General features: G+C 62.9%; 17 protein-coding genes and 1 pseudogene. 13 read left to right on the top strand and 5 right to left on the bottom strand.

Annotated features, from left to right (window positions below; genetic code table 11):
• The first annotated feature begins 3 nt into the window (after positions 1–3).
• The 4 genes and pseudogenes from NKI10_RS04210 (at position 4) to NKI10_RS04200 (ending at position 4231) form a co-directional block, all read left to right on the top strand.
• Complete coding sequence (locus NKI10_RS04210; protein ID WP_023681960.1) at positions 4–2223, top strand: 3-hydroxyacyl-CoA dehydrogenase NAD-binding domain-containing protein; 2220 nt, start codon at positions 4–6, stop codon at positions 2221–2223.
• A gap of 11 nt (positions 2224–2234) precedes the next feature.
• Positions 2235–2395: pseudogene (locus NKI10_RS30905) on the top strand (thioesterase family protein); the annotation flags it as partial.
• A 304-nt stretch (positions 2396–2699) separates the two neighbouring features.
• Positions 2700–3350: a S24 family peptidase gene (locus NKI10_RS04205; RefSeq protein WP_023681959.1), complete on the top strand. Its 651-nt coding sequence runs from the start codon at positions 2700–2702 to the stop codon at positions 3348–3350.
• An 8-nt stretch (positions 3351–3358) separates the two neighbouring features.
• Positions 3359–4231, top strand: coding sequence for a thermonuclease family protein (locus NKI10_RS04200; protein WP_352858826.1), 873 nt, complete (start codon positions 3359–3361; stop codon positions 4229–4231).
• Here the strand turns inward: NKI10_RS04200 and NKI10_RS04195 are convergent.
• Positions 4194–5843, bottom strand: a complete 1650-nt coding sequence (locus NKI10_RS04195) for a lysine--tRNA ligase (RefSeq protein ID WP_352858824.1) — start codon at positions 5841–5843, stop codon at positions 4194–4196. The two genes, NKI10_RS04200 and NKI10_RS04195, sit on opposite strands and share 38 nt — an antisense overlap.
• A gap of 156 nt (positions 5844–5999) precedes the next feature.
• On the opposite strand from NKI10_RS04195, the gene NKI10_RS04190 reads away from it, so the two are divergent.
• Positions 6000–6413 (top strand): tellurite resistance TerB family protein, encoded by a 414-nt coding sequence (locus tag NKI10_RS04190; protein ID WP_352858822.1) that lies wholly within the window; start codon positions 6000–6002, stop codon positions 6411–6413.
• 59 nt (positions 6414–6472) lie between these two features.
• Here the strand turns inward: NKI10_RS04190 and NKI10_RS04185 are convergent, their stop codons facing one another.
• Complete coding sequence (locus tag NKI10_RS04185) at positions 6473–7288, bottom strand: ABC transporter substrate-binding protein (protein ID WP_050586840.1); 816 nt, start codon at positions 7286–7288, stop codon at positions 6473–6475.
• Positions 7289–7584: 296 nt separating this feature from the next.
• Between NKI10_RS04185 and NKI10_RS04180 the strand changes: the two genes are divergently transcribed.
• Together NKI10_RS04180 and NKI10_RS04175 are read left to right on the top strand one after the other, a co-directional pair.
• The gene (locus NKI10_RS04180) at positions 7585–8316 is read left to right on the top strand and encodes a helix-turn-helix transcriptional regulator (protein WP_023669621.1); all 732 of its coding nucleotides are present in this window, start codon (positions 7585–7587) and stop codon (positions 8314–8316) included.
• A 275-nt stretch (positions 8317–8591) separates the two neighbouring features.
• Positions 8592–9230, top strand: a complete 639-nt coding sequence (locus NKI10_RS04175) for an acyl-homoserine-lactone synthase (protein WP_023681954.1) — start codon at positions 8592–8594, stop codon at positions 9228–9230.
• A 201-nt stretch (positions 9231–9431) separates the two neighbouring features.
• Here the strand turns inward: NKI10_RS04175 and ppk2 are convergent, their stop codons facing one another.
• Positions 9432–10337 (bottom strand): polyphosphate kinase 2, encoded by a 906-nt coding sequence (gene ppk2 / locus NKI10_RS04170; protein WP_352858820.1) that lies wholly within the window; start codon positions 10335–10337, stop codon positions 9432–9434.
• Positions 10338–10439: 102 nt separating this feature from the next.
• Here ppk2 and NKI10_RS04165 point away from each other — a divergent pair, with 102 nt between their 5' ends.
• The 3 genes from NKI10_RS04165 to NKI10_RS04155 all read left to right on the top strand — a co-directional run bounded on the left by NKI10_RS04165 (position 10440) and on the right by NKI10_RS04155 (position 13644).
• Positions 10440–11705: an ATP-binding protein gene (locus NKI10_RS04165; RefSeq protein ID WP_023726832.1), complete on the top strand. Its 1266-nt coding sequence runs from the start codon at positions 10440–10442 to the stop codon at positions 11703–11705.
• A gap of 115 nt (positions 11706–11820) precedes the next feature.
• A complete protein-coding gene (gene phoU / locus NKI10_RS04160) occupies positions 11821–12543 on the top strand; it encodes a phosphate signaling complex protein PhoU (protein ID WP_023696693.1) in 723 nt (240 codons plus the stop codon).
• A 93-nt stretch (positions 12544–12636) separates the two neighbouring features.
• On the top strand, positions 12637–13644 hold the full coding sequence (locus tag NKI10_RS04155) for a magnesium and cobalt transport protein CorA (protein WP_023692534.1): 1008 nt from the start codon (positions 12637–12639) through the stop codon (positions 13642–13644).
• Between the two features lie 132 nt (positions 13645–13776).
• Here the strand turns inward: NKI10_RS04155 and NKI10_RS04150 are convergent, their stop codons facing one another.
• On the bottom strand, positions 13777–14295 hold the full coding sequence (locus NKI10_RS04150; protein WP_352858818.1) for a GcrA family cell cycle regulator: 519 nt from the start codon (positions 14293–14295) through the stop codon (positions 13777–13779).
• Between the two features lie 358 nt (positions 14296–14653).
• On the opposite strand from NKI10_RS04150, the gene NKI10_RS04145 reads away from it, so the two are divergent.
• From NKI10_RS04145 to NKI10_RS04135, 3 genes are all read left to right on the top strand, one after another.
• Positions 14654–15853, top strand: coding sequence for an aspartate aminotransferase family protein (locus NKI10_RS04145; RefSeq protein ID WP_352858816.1), 1200 nt, complete (start codon positions 14654–14656; stop codon positions 15851–15853).
• 18 nt (positions 15854–15871) lie between these two features.
• Complete coding sequence (argF, locus tag NKI10_RS04140) at positions 15872–16783, top strand: ornithine carbamoyltransferase (RefSeq protein ID WP_352858814.1); 912 nt, start codon at positions 15872–15874, stop codon at positions 16781–16783.
• A gap of 108 nt (positions 16784–16891) precedes the next feature.
• Positions 16892–17923 (top strand): Hsp33 family molecular chaperone, encoded by a 1032-nt coding sequence (locus tag NKI10_RS04135; protein WP_027049368.1) that lies wholly within the window; start codon positions 16892–16894, stop codon positions 17921–17923.
• Between the two features lie 186 nt (positions 17924–18109).
• Here the strand turns inward: NKI10_RS04135 and apaG are convergent, their stop codons facing one another.
• Positions 18110–18502 carry a Co2+/Mg2+ efflux facilitator ApaG/CorD gene (apaG, locus tag NKI10_RS04130; protein WP_023681948.1) on the bottom strand — a complete coding sequence of 131 codons (393 nt, stop codon included), beginning with the start codon at positions 18500–18502 and terminating at the stop codon, positions 18110–18112.
• Positions 18503–18519 lie beyond the last annotated feature (17 nt).

The raw sequence follows: 18519 nt of genomic DNA, 5'->3' as shown, positions 1-18519 counted from the left end.
GACATGACTTATACAAACTTCACGGTCGACACCGACGCAGACGGCATCGCGCTGGTCACCTGGAACATGCCGGACCGCTCGATGAACGTCTTCACCGAAGAGGTGATGAACGAGCTCGAGAAGATCATCGACCATGTGGTGGCCGACGCCGCCATCAAGGGCGCGGTGATCACCTCGGGAAAGGACAGCTTCTCCGGCGGCGCCGACCTGACCATGCTGCAGAAGATGCTGGCCGTATTTGCCAAGGAGAAGACCAAGGACCCGGAGAAGGCGGCACAGCTTTTGTTCGACAATGCCGGCCGCATGGGTGGCTTGTGGCGCAAGCTCGAAACGTCGGGCAAGCCTTGGGTCTCGGCGATCAACGGCACCTGCATGGGTGGCGCGTTCGAGCTGTCGCTGGCCTGTCATGGCCGCGTTGCCGCTGACTCCGAAAAGGTCAAGATGGCCTTGCCGGAAGTCAAGGTCGGCATCTTCCCCGGCGCCGGTGGCACCCAACGCGTGCCGCGCCTGACCGACCAGCAGCAGGCGTTGCAGATGCTGACCACCGGCCAGACGCTGTCGCCGCAGAAAGCCAAGGCGATGGGGCTGATCCACGAGATCGCCGAACCCGGCAAGCTGATCGAGACCGCCAAGGCGATGATCAGGAACGGCCTGAAAGCCGTCCAGCCCTGGGACGAGAAGGGCTTCAAGCTGCCTGGCGGCCAAATCTATACGCCGGCCGGCTTCAATCTGTGGCCGCCGGCCATCGCCATCCTGCGCCGCGAGACCTACGGCAATTATCCGGCCGCCGCGGCGATCCTGAAATGCGTCTATGAAGGCCTGCTGGTGCCGTTCGACACCGGTCTGCGGATCGAACAGCGCTATTTCACCGAAATCATGCAGTCGAAGGAAGCAGCAGCGATGATCCGCTCGCTGTTCGTCTCGCTGCAGGAGCTCAACAAGGGCGCCCGCCGCCCGGCCGGCGTGCCGGAGACCAAGTTCAAGAAGATCGGTATTCTCGGCGCCGGCTTCATGGGCGCCGGCATCGCCTTTGTCACCGCCAAGGCTGGCATCCCGGTCGTCCTGCTCGACCGCGACATGGCGTCGGCCGAAAAGGGCAAGACGCATTCCGACAGCCTGATCTCCGATCAGGTCAAGAAGGGCCGCGTCAAGCCCGAGGAGAAGGACAGACTTCTGTCGCTGATCACGCCGTCGGCCGACTATGCCGATCTCGCCGGCTGCGATCTGGTGGTCGAGGCGGTGTTCGAGGATTCGGCCGTCAAGAAGGCTGCCACCGAGCAGGCCGAAGCCGTGCTGAAATCGTCGGCGATCTTCGCCTCCAACACCTCGACCATCCCGATCACCGCACTGGCCAAGAATTCGGCGCGGCCGAAGAATTTCGTCGGCATCCACTTCTTCTCGCCGGTCGACAAGATGATGCTGGTCGAGATCATTTTGGGCAAGAAGACCGGCGACAAGGCGCTGGCCACCGCGATCGATTTCGTGCGCGCCATCAAGAAGACGCCGATCGTCGTCAACGACACGCGCGGCTTCTACGTCAACCGCTGCGTGCTGCGCTACATGTCGGAAGCCTACAAGATGCTGATCGAAGGCGTTCCGGCGCCGATGATCGAGAACGCCGCCAAGGCCGCCGGCATGCCGGTCGGCCCCCTGGCCCTGACCGACGAGACGGCGATCGACCTTGCCCAGAAGATCATGAAGCAGACCATCAGGGACCTCGGCGACAAGGCCGTCGACCCCAGGCAGATGGCGTTGATCAACACGCTGGTCGACACCCATGGCCGCTTCGGCCGCAAAAACGGCAAGGGTTTTTACGACTATCCCGCCAAGCCCGCCAGGAAGAAGCTGTGGCCGGGCCTGAAGGATCTCTATCCGCAGCTGGAGGCCGAGAAGGTCGATTATGAGGAACTGCAGCAGCGCCTGCTGGTCACCATTGCGCTGGAAGCGGCCCGGGTGATGGAGGAAGGCATCGTCACCGATCCGCGCGAGGCCGATCTCGGGTCGATCCTCGCCTTTGGATTCGCGCCATTCACCGGCGGCGCGCTGTCCTATATTGACGGCATCGGCGCCAGGGAGTTCGTCAGAATAGCCAAAGGCCTGCAGAAGAAATACGGCGCCGAGTTCAAGGCGCCAAAGCTGCTGCTCGACCTGGCCGAGAAGGGCGAGACCTTCTACCAGCGCTTCGATCCCTATGCGAAAGGCGAGGTGAAGAAGGCCGCTTGAGCTAGCGCCCCATGTACGTCTGGGGGCGCCTTGCGCGCATGATGGCCACGGCAAGGCGCCGTGGCCTTATGCGGTCGGTAGCGAAAGCCGACTGGCTTTTCGCTGCCTGCCGACCGAGATCGACTTCAACCTCCATCTCAACAACGCCCGCTACATGATGCTCGCCGACCTCGCGCATGACCCCGAAAATCGGAATCGATTTTCGGGGTCATGCGCCAAATCAAAATGCTACAGCGTCCTTGGCGCGTCCAACAGTACGCTTGCCCGCTCCGTTCAACCGCGACCGCCGACCTAGGCCGAGCGGGGTTTCATGAGCTCCGACCAGGGATTGCGCAGCCTTGCCAAGGCAGTTTGAGGCATCCATGACGACTTCGCCGCACACAGCTTTTTAGGGGATCGGGCCGCGCGCCGGTGGACAATCGGATGACCGCGCGTTAGAAGGAAAAGGTATTTTTTCCTGTTTTGAGGAGAGCGAATTGCTCTCGCATGACCGAGTTTGGGCAGCCATCGACGCTCTCGCTGAGCGCTATTCGTTGTCGGCCTCCGGCCTGGCCCGGCGAGCCGGTCTGGACTCCACCGCTTTCAACAAATCGAAGCGGCTGTCCTCGGATGGACGGCCGCGCTGGCCGTCGACCGAATCGCTGGCGAAGATCATCGAGGCGACCGGCGCCTCGCTCGACGAATTCACCGGGCTGGTCGAAGGCCGTGCCAAGGCCGCTTCGGGCTCGGTAGCCGCGCAGCGTTCGGCGGTGCCGCTGCTCGGCTTTGCCCAGGCCGGCGCCGGCGGCTTCTTCGATGATGCCGGCTATCCCTCAGGCCAGGGCTGGGACCTTGTCGAGCTTCCGGCACGGGCGACCGAAACCTCCTATGCGTTGAAGGTGCAGGGCGATTCCATGCTGCCGCTGTACCGCAATGGCGATGTGCTGATCGTCGAGCCGGGCGCCGCTACCCGCAAGGGCGACCGCGTCGTCGTCAAGACCAATGCCGGCGAAGTCATGGCCAAGGTGCTCGACCGCCAGACGACGAAATCGATCGTGCTGATTTCGCTCAACCCCGACCACCCGGACCGCGACATCGCGATGCGCGATGTCGAATGGGTGGCGCGGATCGTCTGGGCAAGCCAGTAGGTCTCGCGGTGCGTCTGCTTCAAATCCTCATAGCCCTCCTGGCGATCCCGGTGATGGTCGCCATTGTCGTCGCCGGCGGTCGCGCGCTGCATCGCGACGGCCCCGCCATTACTGTCGACCAGATCGACCCGGACACCGAGGCCGTGCCCGAGGAGCCGGCGACGTCGGCGATCCCCGAGGTCCGGCCCGTCAAGCCTCCGATGCACTCGCCTCAGGTGCATTCGAGGGCGATCGATCCCGAGGCCATCGCTCCGCCGCCGCTGCCGGTAGAAGAACTTGAACGGGTTGAGCCACGCGCGCCGCTGAGCGACCTGGCGCTGGCCGGGCCGCCCAAGCCGCGTGGGCGCAGAGCGGTCGACGACTGGGGAGGAACAAAACTGTTCCAGCCGGTCGCGGCCGCCGCCGGCCTGATCGAAGCCAATGGTTATTCCGTGACGGTCTCCGGCATCGACATCGTCAGGCAAGATGAGACCTGCACCGAGGGCGGCAAGTCCTGGGCTTGCGGTATCAGGGCGCGCACCGCGTTCCGGTCTTTCCTGCGCGGCCGGGCCGTTGCCTGCAAGGTGCCGCCGGAGGCCGAACGTGCGCTGATCGCCGCCGAATGCCGCATCGGCAAGCTGGATGTCGGCCAGTGGCTGGTCGAAAACGGCTGGGCGCGCGCCACGGCTGCCGGCCCCTATGTCGAAGCGGGCGACAAGGCGCGCGCCGCCAAGAAGGGCGTCTTCGGCGCCGCGCCCGATCTTGGCGGCCTGCCACCGGCGCCAACGCCTGTTGTGGCACCGACGGCGTCGCAACCGATCCTCGATGCCCCGGCGATAGACACGCCGCCGGCCGGGACGGAAATTACGCCGCCAGCTGACCAGCCAGCGCCCGCTCAATGAGCGCGCGGGTTTCGGCGATGCCGTAGAGGGCTGCGAACGAACCGAAGCGCGGTCCGCGTTCCTGGCCGATCAGCACCTGGTAGATCATCTGGAAGAAAGAGCCCGAGACACCAGGGCCGCCGTCCGGGCTCTTCTTCGAATGGTCCTGATAGCGTTCGATCTTGCGCGCGACGTTGAGCGAAGCGTTCTGGATCGCTTCGCCGTCGGCGCCGGCCGGCAGGCCAGCAAGCGCGTTGCCAAGCGCTTCCAGCGCCACGCGTTCGACATCGTCGGCCGGCCGGAAGGTCTTCGTCGGCTTCACGAAATCGTCGAAGTAGCGGATGGCGAAACCGACCAGCTGGTCGAGTTCGGGATGCGTCGCCGGCGTCACGCCAGATGCATGGCGCGAGATGAAGCCCCACAGCACATCCTTGTTTTGCGCGTTGGAGGCGCTGACCAGGTTGAGCAGCAGCGAGAACGGCACCGGCATGTCGATGGAAGGCGGCTTGCCGTCATGCATGTGCCAGACCGGATTGCCCAGCCGCTCCTTCCAGTCCTGGCGCGGATAGGCGTTGAGGAAGGTGTAGTACTCGTCGACGGCGCGTGGGATGACGTCGAAATAGAGCTTTTTCGCCTGCCTTGGCCGCTGATACATATAGAGGCCGAGGCTTTCGGTCGGCGCGTAGCGCAGCCATTCGTCGATGGTCAGCCCGTTGCCCTTCGACTTCGAGATCTTCTGGCCGTTCTCGTCCAGGAACAGTTCGTAGACGAAATGCTCGGGCGCGCGCCCGCCGAGAATGTTGCAGATGCGGTCGTAGATCACCGCGTTCGTCTGGTGGTCCTTGCCGAACATTTCGAAATCGACGCCGAGCGCTGCCCAGCGCATGCCGAAATCCGGCTTCCACTGCAGCTTGACCTTCCCGCCGGTCACCGAAAGCGTGGTCTCGGTGCCCTCATCGTCGAAGGTGATGTTGCCGGCCTTGGCGTCGACATGCTTCATCGGCACGTAGAGCACGCGCCCGCTCTTCGGCGAGATCGGCAGGAACGGGCTGTAGGTTGCCTGCCGCTCCGGCCCCAGCGTCGGCAGCATCACCGCCATGATCTGCTCATAGCGCTCGGCGGCGCGCACCAGCATCGCATCGAAGCGGCCGGCCTTGTAGTACTGCGTGGCGCTGGCGAATTCGTAGTCGAAGCCGAACGTGTCGAGGAAGCGGCACAGCATCGCGTTGTTGTGGTCGCCAAAGCTCGGATAGTCGCCGCCGAACGGATTGGGCACCGCCGACAGCGGCATATGCAGATAGGGCTCGAGCGCTGCGCGATCCGGCACATTGTCGGGGATTTTGCGCATGCCGTCCATATCGTCGGAGAAGCAGAGCAGCTTGGTCTTGACCTTGTTCCCGGTCAGCACGTGAAAGGCATGGCGCACCATCGAGGTGCGCGCGACCTCGCCGAACGTGCCGATATGCGGCAGGCCCGACGGGCCGTAGCCGGTCTCGAACAGGACGATCTCCGGGAAGTCGCCGCCCTTGTAGCGCTCGATGATCTTTTTGGCTTCCTCGAACGGCCAGGCCTTGCTTTCGGCGGCTGCCGCAAGCATTTCGGGGTTGAGATCGGCGATGTTTGATCCCGTCATGTCAAAGTTCCAGTCATGGCCGGCTTTCGCGGCTGGTAAGATTTTTCAACCGGGTCTCTAGGCGCGACAGGGCGGAGCGTCAACGATATCAGGCGTTTTCGTTGCGACGGCGCCGTGGCGTCCCTACCTTCGACCCTCACTATCAAGGAGTTTTGAATGCCGTTGCCGTCCACCCATGAAGCCCTGATCTACCTGATGGTCATCACCTCGGCTTCCGATCGCGACATGACCGATGTCGAACTGGCGCGCATCGGCGACGTCGTCCGCAGCTGGCCGGTGTTCGAGGATTTCAAGCAGGACAGGCTGATCGCCATTGCGCAGGACTGCCAGAAGATGCTGCATGAAAAGGATGGGTTGGAAGGCGTGCTCGAGCGTGTCGCCGAGACTTTGCCCGAACGGCTGCACGACACCGCCTATGCCGCGGCCTTCGAGGTTGCCGCCGTCGATCTAGAAATGCGCATGGAGGAATTGCGGGTGCTGCAGTTGATCCGGCGTGAGCTCGATCTCGACACGCTGACCGCCGCAGCCATCGCGCGCGGGGCGAAGGCCCGCCTGCGCACGCTGACCTGATCCAGCCCCTAGAGGAAGCTGACCGGGACCGGATCAGAAAAAGCTGACCGGGAACCGGATCAGAAGAAACTGACCGGGAAATAGCGCAGGTAGAATTCGGCGAAGGTGCCTTTCACCGATATCTCCTGCAGCGCGTAGTCCATGGCTGCGGCCAGCGCTGGGTCGCTGGCCCGGGTGGCAATGGTCATGCCGGACCCCAGATATTCCGGCGCCAGGTAGGGTCCACCGGCGAAGCGGCAGCAACCGGCGGCGTCCGTGCCGCCCAGCCAGAAGGAAAAGCGCATGCCGTCGCCGAAGGCGGCATCGATCTTGGCGCTCTTCAAGTCGCTGTAGAGGTCTTCCGGCCGTTGAAAGCGGATGATCTGCACGGTGCCGAAATAATCGCGCAGCATCTTTTCATGCGCCGAGCCGGCCAGCACGCCGACCCGCTTCGAGCGCAATTTGTCGAGGATCGGCTCGGCGAAGGCCTTGGTCTTCGGCATGATGAAGCGCGCCGGAAACTGTAGATAGGAGCGCGAAAAGCTGTACTTTGCCCGCGTCTCCGGCGTTGCGGCGATGCCGGCGATGATCGCCTCGCCTTCGCCCTTCTGCAACGCGTCGTCGAGTTCGGCCCAGGGCAGCGCCTGGATCTGGCATTTGTCGGCGATGTCGAGTTCGGCGCAAATCGCCCGCGCCAGGTCGATGTGGAAGCCGGACAGTCGGCCCGTGCCGTCGAGAAAATTGAAGGGCGGGAAATCGGTTGTGGTGAGGAACCTGAGCCTCGGCAGCGCCGCAAGGTCCGGCTTCGGCAGCCGCTCCTTGGCATCCCAAAGCACCGGCACCTGCGGTTCCGCTGCCCGCACAGCGCCGGCAAACGGCTGCACTCCGATCAGCATCGACAGCAAGGCGATGGTTATCCAGCGTGATGTCACAAAAAACTCCGCCCGTCTTGGCCGTTGGCTTGTGATACGAAAACGGCGCAGGCACAATTGTTTTTGATTTCAAAGGGCAAATTTCGGGTTATGCTTTGGCGAGGTTGCAAATAGCCGCACAGAGTCGGCCCGGGGTTGGCGGTCGCTGGCGTTAGAAAAGCTAAGGATGTGGCTTTGCAATCCGGGGTTGATGGCTAAGTGCGGGGCAGGCACGTAGCATCGGTCTCAAGAGCGGTAGGCAACATGGGGTAGATGTTGCGATGGGTTATTTTGACCGGACACTTGAATATATTGACCGGGTGCAGCGTGCCGACACGTCGGCTGCGGTGTGCGAGCAGCTACTTAGTGTCACCTCGAATTTCGGATTGACGGCCCTGATAGCCGCAACGGTGCCGCAGCCCGGTACACCAAGCAGCCAGACGAAGGACCATGTGCTGCTCTGCGATTGGCCTAGCGAATGGCTGGAGCGTTACTTATCGCGCAACTACGTCGACCACGATCCGGTCGTCAGCCATTTGAAGCAGTTTCGGGCGCCATTCCAATGGCGCGATGCCGTTCAAAGCATGCCCGCCGACAAGAGCAGCGCCGAGGTAATGCGCGACGCCCGCCAGTTCAAGCTGCGTGACGGCCTCGCCTTCCCGCTGATCACGCTCGAAGGCCAGATCGCGCTGGTCTCGCTGGGCGGTGAGGCGGTCGAACTGTCCGAAGCCGAATTCGCAATGGTCTCGCTGGCCTCCACCTATGCCATCGGCCGCGCCATGCAGCTTCAAACGACGGCCGGCAAATCTATCGATCACATTGAATTGACGCCGCGCGAGCGCGAATGCCTGCAATGGGCGGCGGTCGGAAAATCCGAGTGGGAGATTTCGCAGATCCTCGGCATCTCGGAGCATACCTCTGAGAAACACCTTCTCAACGCCAAGAGCAAACTAGGCGCCGCCAACCGTGTGCAGGCAGTCGCCGAAGCAGTCAGGCACGGCTATATCAGCTAGGCCGGTTCTGGCGGCCCGAAATTTATGGCCGCATTGTTGGCGTCATATCTTCAGAAAAGACCGGCCCCTGTCGTCCTCTTGAGACGGCTAATGCTTTCTTAACGCCAAAAGCAGACTCGGCGTCGCCAACAGGGTGCACGCCATCGCGGAGGCGTTTAGACGCAGCTATATTAGCCATGTCGGCTGTGGCAGCCTGGAAATCCTTGCCAACACCTTCGCGCAATTTTTTCGGGAAAGCCCGGCCGTATCTTCCTCTTAAGCCCAGGAGACGGCTAATGCTATTTTCCCTTACCACTCAACAACTGATGGAACGTCCCGACCTATGGGAGGCCGTCCATCGCCTGCGTTACAAGGTCTTCGTCGATGAGATGCGGTGGACCGATCTCGATCGCCCGGACGGCCTCGAAATCGATCAATTCGACCATGATGAGGCCGAACACCACCTTGTCATACGCAATGGCGAGCTTGCAGGCTATCATCGGATGCTGCCGACCACACGGCCGCATCTCCTTAGCGATGTGATGCCGGAACTCTGCGAGGGAAAGCGCCCTTCGGGACCGAATGTCTGGGAGCTAACCCGTTACGCGGTGGCGCCAGGCTTTCGCGATGGCAAGCGCGGCGTGTCTACGGTCGGCACCGAACTGATCGCCGGCTTCGTCGAATGGGGCCTTGCTCGCAATGTCGATCAGGTCATTATCGAGGTCGAGCCGGTGTGGGTGCTGCGGACGCTGCAGTTGCACTTCCTGGCGACGCCGCTCGGGTACCAGCGCACCTATGGCAACCAGCAGGTCGTCGCCACACTGCTGACCTTCAACGAGCATACGCTGGATGTCGTGCGTTCGCGCCGCAACCATCACGCCCCGGTGTTGGCCAGGGGCACCCCCCACATGCTCGGCATGCGGCAGGCGTCGTGAGACTGTCTTCACCCGACGCGCTTTAATGCATGTCGCTCAAAGTGGCCCCGGTTTTGAGAGAACGACATGCATGAAACAAAGACCTAAAGCGCGTCGCGTGAATCCGTTCAAATGCGATGCGCTTTAGACAATGGCCACAGAGCCCACCTCCGTGTGGGGGTGGGCTCTGTAATTTCAGCCTCTGCCTATCGAGGCCAGTCTCTACTTCTCGAGAAACGACGGCCCTTCGCCGACGATCTTTTTGTCTTCCTTGCCGATGGCGTCGAGATCGCGCCCATCATAGGGCAGTGACAACAGGATGCGCCGCATGACGGCCAGCCGCGAGCGTCGCTTGTCATTGGCCCGCACGATGATCCAGGGCGCGAACTGCTTGTGCGTGCGCTCGACCATCTGGTCGCGCGCCTTGGTGTAGTCGTCCCATTTGGTGATGCCGGCAATATCGATCGGCGAGAACTTCCAGTTCTTCAGCGGAGACCAGCGGCGGTCGTGAAACCGTTCGAGCTGGGTTTCGCGGCCGATGTTGAGCCAGAATTTGAAGAAATAGATGCAGTCGTTGGAGATCATCCGCTCGAAATGCGGCGTCTCGTCGAGGAATTTTGCATGCTGTTCCGGTGTGCAGAAGCCCATCACCGGCTCGACGCCGCCGCGGTTGTACCAGGACCGGTCGAAGGTGACGAATTCGCCCGATGTCGGGAAATGGGCGACGTAGCGCTGGTAGTACCATTGCCCGACTTCGGTTGGGGTCGGCTTGGTCAGCGCCACATTGCGCGCGGTTCGAGGATTGAGATACTGGCGCAGCACCGAGATGGTGCCGCCCTTGCCGGCGGCATCGCGCCCCTCGAACAGCGACATCAGTCTGCTGCCGGTCGCCTGCAGCCAGGCCTGCGCCTTGACCAGTTCGATCTGCAGCCGCTCCAGCGTCTCGTCATACTCCTCGGTCTTCATTTTCTTGTCGTAGGGGTAGTCGCCTGCGGTCAGTTTGTGGTCCTCGATCCAGCTGGGAAGCTCGGGGTTTTCGATGTCGAACTCCCGCTCCTTGCCGTCCACCTTGATCTTCAGCGGCCCCTCTGCCGGCTCTGCGGCGGGACTTTCCTTGGCTTTTTTCATCGAGACGAACCTTTCCAGCTTGCGGACTCATGCTATGGGGGGCCTCAAACCCGGTCCAGCGGAAGTTTCGGCGGGACCGGCGCAGAAGCACGGAAAGCACGAATGGCTGACACCGGCGCAGAGCGGACAACCACGGGGCAGGCCGTCGCCGGCCGGCTGTGGAACAGCCGATGGCTGCTTGCCGCCGGTGCGATCGCCATCATGGCCGTTTATGGTTTTGCCGGTATCTCCGCCTATGTCGTCCTGGCTGCGTTGACGGTGCTGCTGGCCGCCGCGCTTCTGCCAACCGGAGGCGCCAGCCGGTCTGCTGAGACCATTGCCACGATCGAGGCGAGCGGGCTGCAGCGGCTTTCCGGCGAATATCTTGCGGCTGCCGTTGCCGATCCGCTGATCATCTTCGACCGCACCGCCACCATCGTCCACGCCAATGCCGCCGCCTTTGCCGCCTTTGTCGGTATCGCGCCCGGCCTGTCGCTGTCGCTAAAATTCCGCGCGCCGGAAATGCAGGCCTTGCTCGACGGCGTGCTGTCGGGAACCGTCGCCTCCGATGCCGTCGACTACACCGAGAAGCTGCCGGTTGAACGGGCCTACCGGGTCAGCGCGTCCTCGGTCGGCCACGCCACCGATCTCTATGTGCTGGTATTCAAGGACCAGAGTGAGACGCGCCGCATCGACCGCATGCGCGCTGACTTCATAGCCAATGCCAGCCACGAGTTGCGCACCCCGCTTGCTTCAATCTCGGGCTTCATCGAGACGTTGCGCGGCCCGGCCCGCAACGATCCGGCGGCGCGCGAGCAGTTCCTGCAGATCATGCAGAACCAGACCGGCCGCATGGCGCGCCTCATCGACGATCTCCTGTCGCTGTCGAGGCTTGAAATGAAGCCTTACCTGAGGCCGGGAACCGAGGTCGATCTGCGCCAGACCATCGACAGCGTCATCGATTCACTAGGCCCGCTCGCCAGCGAGAACGGCGTCGTCATCGAACGCGACTACGCCGAGGGGCCGCTCGACGTGCCCGGAGACCGCGACGAGCTGTTCCAGGTGTTCGAGAATCTCTTGGAAAACGCCTGCAAATACGGCCAGCCTGGCGGACGCGTCACGGTGTCGATCGCGCGGGGCGAGGCCGGCCCGGAACCGGGCATCGATGTAACCATCAGGGACTACGGCCCGGGCATCCCGGAAGAGCACATACCGCGCATTACCGAGCGCTTCTATCGCGTCGACGTGGAGAGCAGCCGCACGCAGAAAGGCACCGGTCTTGGCCTGTCCATCGTCAAGCATATTCTGACGCGCCACAACGCCCGGCTTTCGATCAAGTCGGAGGTTGGCAAGGGCGCGGCGTTCACGGTCCATTTGCCGGCAGGCTGAGGCGGTACTATCTGCTAACTGCCTGTTTCTTCTTTCTGTCATCCGGCTAGCGTATCAGCACAGGGGTCGAGGAAACGACTCAAAAGGCCAAAGATTTAAGGAAGGCATTTCGCCCATGCAGTCCGTACACATTGTCAGCGCCTATGACGAAGAGCTGAAATACCTGGCGAAGCGCATCGCTGCGATGGGCGGCCATGCCGAGCGCATGGTCGAGCAGGCGATCCAGGCGCTGGTCAATGCCGATCCCGGCCTCGCCCAGAAGGTCATTCGTGACGACATCGTGCTTGACGATGGCCAGCGCGAAATCGACGACAAAGCCATCGTCATCATCGCCAAGCGCCAGCCCATGGCGACGGATCTGCGCGAGATCGTCGGCGCCATCCGCATTTCGGCCGACCTCGAACGGGTCGGTGACCTCGCCAAGAACGTCGCCAAGCGTGTGGTCAGCGTCATTGACGGCCGCCAGCCGACCAGCCTGTTTCGCGGCCTCGAGGCGCTTGCCGAACTCGCTTTGACCCAGCTCAAGGAAGTGCTCGACGTCTATGCCTCGCGCTCGGTCGAGAAAATAGGCTTCGTTCGCGACCGCGACGACCAGATCGACGCCATGTACACCTCGCTGTTTCGCGAGCTTTTGACCTACATGATGGAAGATCCGCGCAACATCACGCCGTGCACGCATCTGCTGTTTTGCGCCAAGAACATCGAGCGCATCGGCGACCACGCCACCAACATTGCCGAGACGATCTACTACATCGTCACCGGCGAGCAGTTGCCGGCCGAGCGTCCCAAGGGCGACAAGACCGACAAGGTTGCCCTGCCGGTGCTGCCGGTGAAGTGATCGCGCCCCTCGAACGCTTAATCATATTGCGCTAAACTGCCCGGATGTTAGCGTCTCGGTTCCTGGCCAAGGCCAGGCGCTCAGGAGGCTGCGATGGAATATGTCCGAGAGTTCAAGCCGGCGCCGGCATCGTCCGGCATCATCGCGTCGAGCGTCTACACCGCCGGCAAGCGCATCGCCGACATACCGATCGAGGAAGCCGGCGAATGGGCCAAGAAGTCGGGCCATGTCGTCTGGATCGGGCTGCTCGAACCCGACCGCGAGCTTCTGCTGCGCGTCAAGGCGCAATTTCATCTGCACGAACTGGCGATCGAAGACGCCGAACATCCGCACCAGCGGCCGAAGATCGAGCAATATGGCGATGCACTGTTCATCGTTGCCCGCACTGCACAGCTGATCGACGGACGCGTCACCTTCGGCGAGACGCATCTGTTCGTCGGCTCAGGCTATATCGTCAGCGTCAGGCATGGTCCCTCGACCTCATACGCCGCCGTGCGCCAGCACTGGGAAAGCTGTCCGCACTCACTGGCCAAGGGCGAGGATTTCGTCCTCTACGCCATCCTCGACTTCATCGTCGACAACTACATGCCGGTGCTAGAGCAGATCGAGGACGAGGTCGAGGCGATCGAGGACAGGGTGCTGCTGAAGCCGATGACCGGTCCCGACATCGAGCGGCTCTATATGCTGCGCCGCGATCTGTTGCGCCTGCGCAATGCGGCGCTGCCGCTGGTCGAGGTCTGCCGCCGGCTGACCAGCGCCGAACTGCCGCAGATCCATACCGCAATGCATCCGCTGTTTCGCGATGTCACCGACCATATCCGGACCGTGCAGGAAAAGATCGACAGCCTGCGCGAGGTTCTGGCGTTCGCTTTCGAAGCCAGCCTGCTGGTCGGCCAGAGCCAGGAAACCGCGAACACCAAGAAGCTGGCCTCATGGGCGGCGATCCTGGCGGTGCCGACGGCGCTCGCCGGCATTTACGGCATGAATTTCGACGACATGCCGGAACTGAAGATGCAATACGGCTATCCCGTCGTATTGGTCTCGATCGCGCTGATCTGCTCGTTTTTGTATTGGCGATTTCGGAAGAGTGGGTGGCTGTGATGGTAGGCAGTAGGCAGTAGGCAGTAGGCAGTAGGCAGTAGGCAGTAGGCAGTAGGCAGTAGGGAGAATAAGGTGGCGCCTCACGAGCGCTACCCCATTCCCTACTGCCCAGTCCCCAATCCCTATTCCTAACTACCGGCTCCTGCGCCGCTCTGAAGCCGGCTGGAACGCCACCCTTGCGTGGTACTTGCAGTAAGGTCCGGTTTCAGCCGCCTCGTTGCCGCAGAAGTTGAAGTCTTCCGACAGCGGGTCGCCATTCGGCCATTTGCAGGTGCGCTCGGTGAGATCGGTGAGCTGCAGATGCCGCGAGATCGGCACGACGACGTTTTCGATCGGGCGGATGTAGTGGCGCGCCACTGGCTCGGCGTCGAACTGCGCCTGCAGTGCGTTCGCCCCGATCGAAGTCGTGACATGGCGCTGCGTGGTTGCGGCGCGAGGCACCGATTTCTGGATCGAAGATCCCTGCGTTGTCTTCTTCTGACGCGCCGGCGTCGCGGTCGAGCGTCCGCGGCCCGACAGCTTCAGCCGGTGCACCTTGCCGATGACCGCGTTGCGGCTGACCCCGCCGAGTTGTGCGGCGATCTGGCTTGCGCTCAAGCCCTCCGACCACAGTTTCCTGAGAAGTTCGACCCGCTCGTCAGTCCAGTTCATGAGACCGCGCTCCTGCTAAGTGTGCGGCAGCCGAAATCCATTCCCGACCCGGCAATCTTTGCCGGGGCAGACACCACATATATTAGGTGATTAGGTCCGCCGCACGAAATCTAGTTATTTCCCGACTACAATTACCTCATGTGTTGACTCGGTGACAAGAGTCCCAGGTGCAACACGAATCGGTTTTTTAGGTTTTCCCCAACTTGCCCGGTCGCTTATGAGCCGGCGTCTCGTCGGGAGCTTGCCGCGCGCCTCTGCGCGACGTTTTCGTTGACTTCATGGCCGAAAAACACGATAAGCCGCAAAGGCCGCCGCTTTGGCGGCTTTTTTGATTTTTCCGGTACCGGAGACGCATATAATGAGCGGTTCGGCGCTTTACGAGACCTTTGCCCGCGCCCCTTTGGCCTTCGACCATGGCGAAGGCACCTGGCTGGTTACCGACAAGGGCGAGCGATATCTCGATTTCGCTGGCGGCATCGCGGTCAATTCGTTGGGCCACAGCCATCCGCATCTGGTCTCGGCGCTGACCGAACAGGCGGCCAAGCTCTGGCACGTCTCCAATCTCTACGAGATCCCGGGGCAGGCCCGGCTCGGCGAGCGGCTGGCTGACGCCACCTTCGCCGACAAGGTGTTCTTCACCAATTCCGGCGCCGAGGCGCTCGAATGCGCGATCAAGACGGCGCGGCGCTACCAGTTCGTCAAGGGCCATCCCGAGCGCTTCCGGGTCATCACCTTCGAAGGCGCCTTCCACGGCCGCACGCTGGCGACCATCGCCGCCGGCGGCCAGTACAAATATCTCGAAGGTTTTGGGCCCAAGGTCGAAGGCTTCGACCAGGTCGGCTTCGACGACATCGACGCCGCCGAAAAGGCGATCACACCAGAGACCGCCGCGATCCTGATCGAACCGGTGCAAGGCGAGGGTGGCATCCGCCCGGTGCCGACGCAATCCTTGAAACGGCTGCGGCAGCTCTGCGACCAGCACGGCCTGCTGCTTATCTTCGATGAGGTCCAGTGCGGTATCGGTCGCACCGGAAAGCTGTTCGCGCATGAATGGACCGGCGTGACGCCCGACATCATGGCGATTGCCAAGGGCATTGGCGGCGGCTTTCCGATGGGCGCGTGCCTCGCCACCGACGACGCTGTCGTCGGCATGACGGCAGGCGTGCATGGCACCACTTTCGGCGGCAATCCGCTGGCCATGGCGGTCGGCAACGCTGTGCTCGACGTCGTGCTGGAAGACGACTTCCTCGAAGACGTCCAGCGCAAGGCATTGCTGATGAAGCAGGGCCTGGCGGCGGTCGCCGACGAATTTCCTGATGTCATCGAAGGCATCAGGGGCAGCGGCCTGATGCTTGGCCTGAAATGCGCCATGCCCAACACCAAGGTCAACATGGCGCTGCGCGACCAGCATCTGCTGGCGGTGCCGGCAGGCGACAACGTCATTCGTCTGCTGCCGCCGCTGACCGTCACCGACGCCGAGATCGGTGAAGCGCTCGATCGCATCCGCGCCGGCGCCAAGGGCCTGACCGACGCCATCGCCGCGGCCGCCGCGAAGTAATCCCGAGAACCATTCCCGATGAGCCTTCGCCATTTCACCGATCTTTCCGCCGTTTCCGAAGGCGATCTGCGCCTGATGCTGGACGATGCGGTGGTGCGCAAGGCGCGCCTCAAGGCCGGCGAACGGACCAGACCGCTCGAAGGCAAGGTGCTGGCCATGATCTTCGACAAGCCGTCGACGCGCACGCGCGTGTCCTTCGACGTCGGCATGCGACAGCTCGGCGGCGAGACCATCATGCTGACCGGCACCGAAATGCAGCTCGGCCGCTCCGAGACCATTGCCGACACCGCCAAGGTGCTGTCGCGCTATGTCGACGCCATCATGATCCGCACCACGTCGCATGAGCGGCTGCTCGAGCTGACCGAGAATGCCACGATTCCGGTCATCAACGGGCTGACCGACGACACCCATCCCTGTCAGCTGATGGCCGACATCATGACCTTCGAGGAGCATCGCGGTCCGGTTGCCGGCAAGACCATCGCCTGGACCGGCGACGGCAACAACGTGCTGCATTCGCTGCTCGAGGCCTCGGCGCGGTTCCGCTTCAACCTCAATGTCGCCGTGCCGGAAGGCAGCGAGCCGGCGCAGAAGCACATCGACTGGTCGAAGTCCAATGGCGGCAAGCTGCACCTCACCCGCTCGCCCGAGGAAGCCGTCGACCAAGCCGACTGCATCGTCACCGACTGCTGGGTGTCGATGGGCCAGGAACACCGCGCCCGCGGCCACAATGTCTTCTCGCCCTATCAGGTCAATGCGGCGCTGATGGCCAGGGCCAAGCCCGACGCCCTGTTCATGCACTGCCTGCCGGCGCATCGTGGCGAGGAAGTGACCGACGAGGTCATCGACGGTCCGCATTCGGTGGTCTTCGACGAAGCCGAGAACCGGCTCCACGCCCAGAAGGCGGTTTTGGCCTGGTGTCTGGGCGCTTGATCTCCAGGCGCTTGATCTCCAAGCGCTTGATCCGGGGCGGCGCGATGCCTATTTGCGCCCCATCACGCAAATCAAGCGCGTTTGGACGCATGCACCCCTCCGGGCCGCATGGCCGCGCCCTGGAGCTTTGTCATGTTGGAAACGCATCAAGTGACTGAACATCACCCCAAACTCGGCGAGTTCGGCTATGCCGGCGACGATCATGTCGTGCCCTTCGAGGTAGGCCCGCTCGACGTGCGCGGCCGCACCGTGCAGCTCGGGCCGATGCTCGACGCCATCCTCAACCGTCATGACTATCCCGAGCCGGTCGCCCGCCTGCTGGCGGAAGCCTGTGTGCTGACGGTGCTGCTCGGCACTTCGCTCAAATTTGAAGGCAAGTTCATCCTGCAGACCCGCACCGACGGGCCTGTCGACATGCTGGTCGCGGATTTCTCCACGCCCTCGGCATTGCGCGCCTATGCGCGCTTCGATGCCGACCGGCTGGAGGCCCTGGTGGCCGCAGGCCAGACCTCGCAGCAGACGCTGCTGGGCAGCGGCGTTTTGGCGCTGACCATCGACCAGGGCGCGCACACGCAGCGCTATCAGGGCATCGTCCAACTCGACGGCGAGACGCTGGAAGACGCCGCGCGCACCTATTTCCGCCAGTCGGAGCAGATCCCGACCGATCTCCGGCTGTCGGTGGCCAAGCTACTGACGCCCGGCCCCGGCGGTGCGCGCGAGCAGTGGCGCGCCGGCGGTATCCTGGCGCAGTTCCTGCCGCAGTCACCCGAGCGCATGCGCGTGCCGGACATTTCGGGCGGCGACGGCGATCCGCGTGACGTGACGCAGGAGCCGGCCGACAATTCGTGGCGCGAGCTGGTGGCGCTGCTCGGCACCATCGAGCCGACCGAGCTGATCGACCCGACCATCGGCGCCGAGCGGCTGCTCTACAGGCTGTTCCACGAACATGGCGTGCGCGTCTTCGGCGGCGTGCCGGTCGCCGACCAATGTTCCTGCTCAAGGGACAAGATACGCGGCATCCTCGAGGGGTTTTCCGCGCAGGAGATCAAGGACAGCACCGAAGATGGCGGCATCCACGTCGCCTGCGAGTTCTGCTCGAAGCAGTACGACTTCGACCCGGCGGAGTTTGCAGCTCAGTAGCATCTCTTCCTTCTCCCCGTTCACGGGGAGAAGGTGCCCGAAGGGCGGATGAGGGGCAGCGCGAACTTTGGTGAATGGCCGCGCATAGCCTACGTCATGTGCGTGGAAGATAACCTCATGAGTCCGGCGGCGCCCCTCATTGCACTGCCGGGCATTTCTCCCCGTATAGAGATGGGGAGAAAACCCCTAATTCACCGTCCGCCGCGTCCCCGGCAGATCCAGCGAAAACGCGGGAATAGCGACGTCGAACGTCTCGCCCTTTTTGTTGCGCATGGTGTAGTGGCCGACCATGAAGCCGGAGGGCGTCGAGAGCGGGCAGCCTGACGTGTATTGATAGCTGTCGCCGGGATTGAGCTCAGGCTGGTCGCCGACCACGCCGGCGCCGCGCACTTCCTCGATCCGGCCGCTGCCGTCGGTGATGTGCCAGTAACGCGACATAAGCTGCACGAAATCGTCGGACTGGTTGTCGATCGTCACCTGGTAGCCCCAGACATAACGGTTCTCCGCCGGGTCCGAGCGGTCCTCCAGGTAGAACGGTCTGACCTGCACTTCGATGTTGCGCGTGACGGCGCGATACATGGGCTGCTCCGGTTGCG

This window comes from Mesorhizobium sp. M0802, assembly GCF_040320115.1.
Taxonomy (GTDB): Bacteria; Pseudomonadota; Alphaproteobacteria; order Rhizobiales; family Rhizobiaceae; genus Mesorhizobium.
Note: the sequence above shows the minus strand (reverse complement) of the source record. Positions and strands in the feature narration are given on the sequence as shown.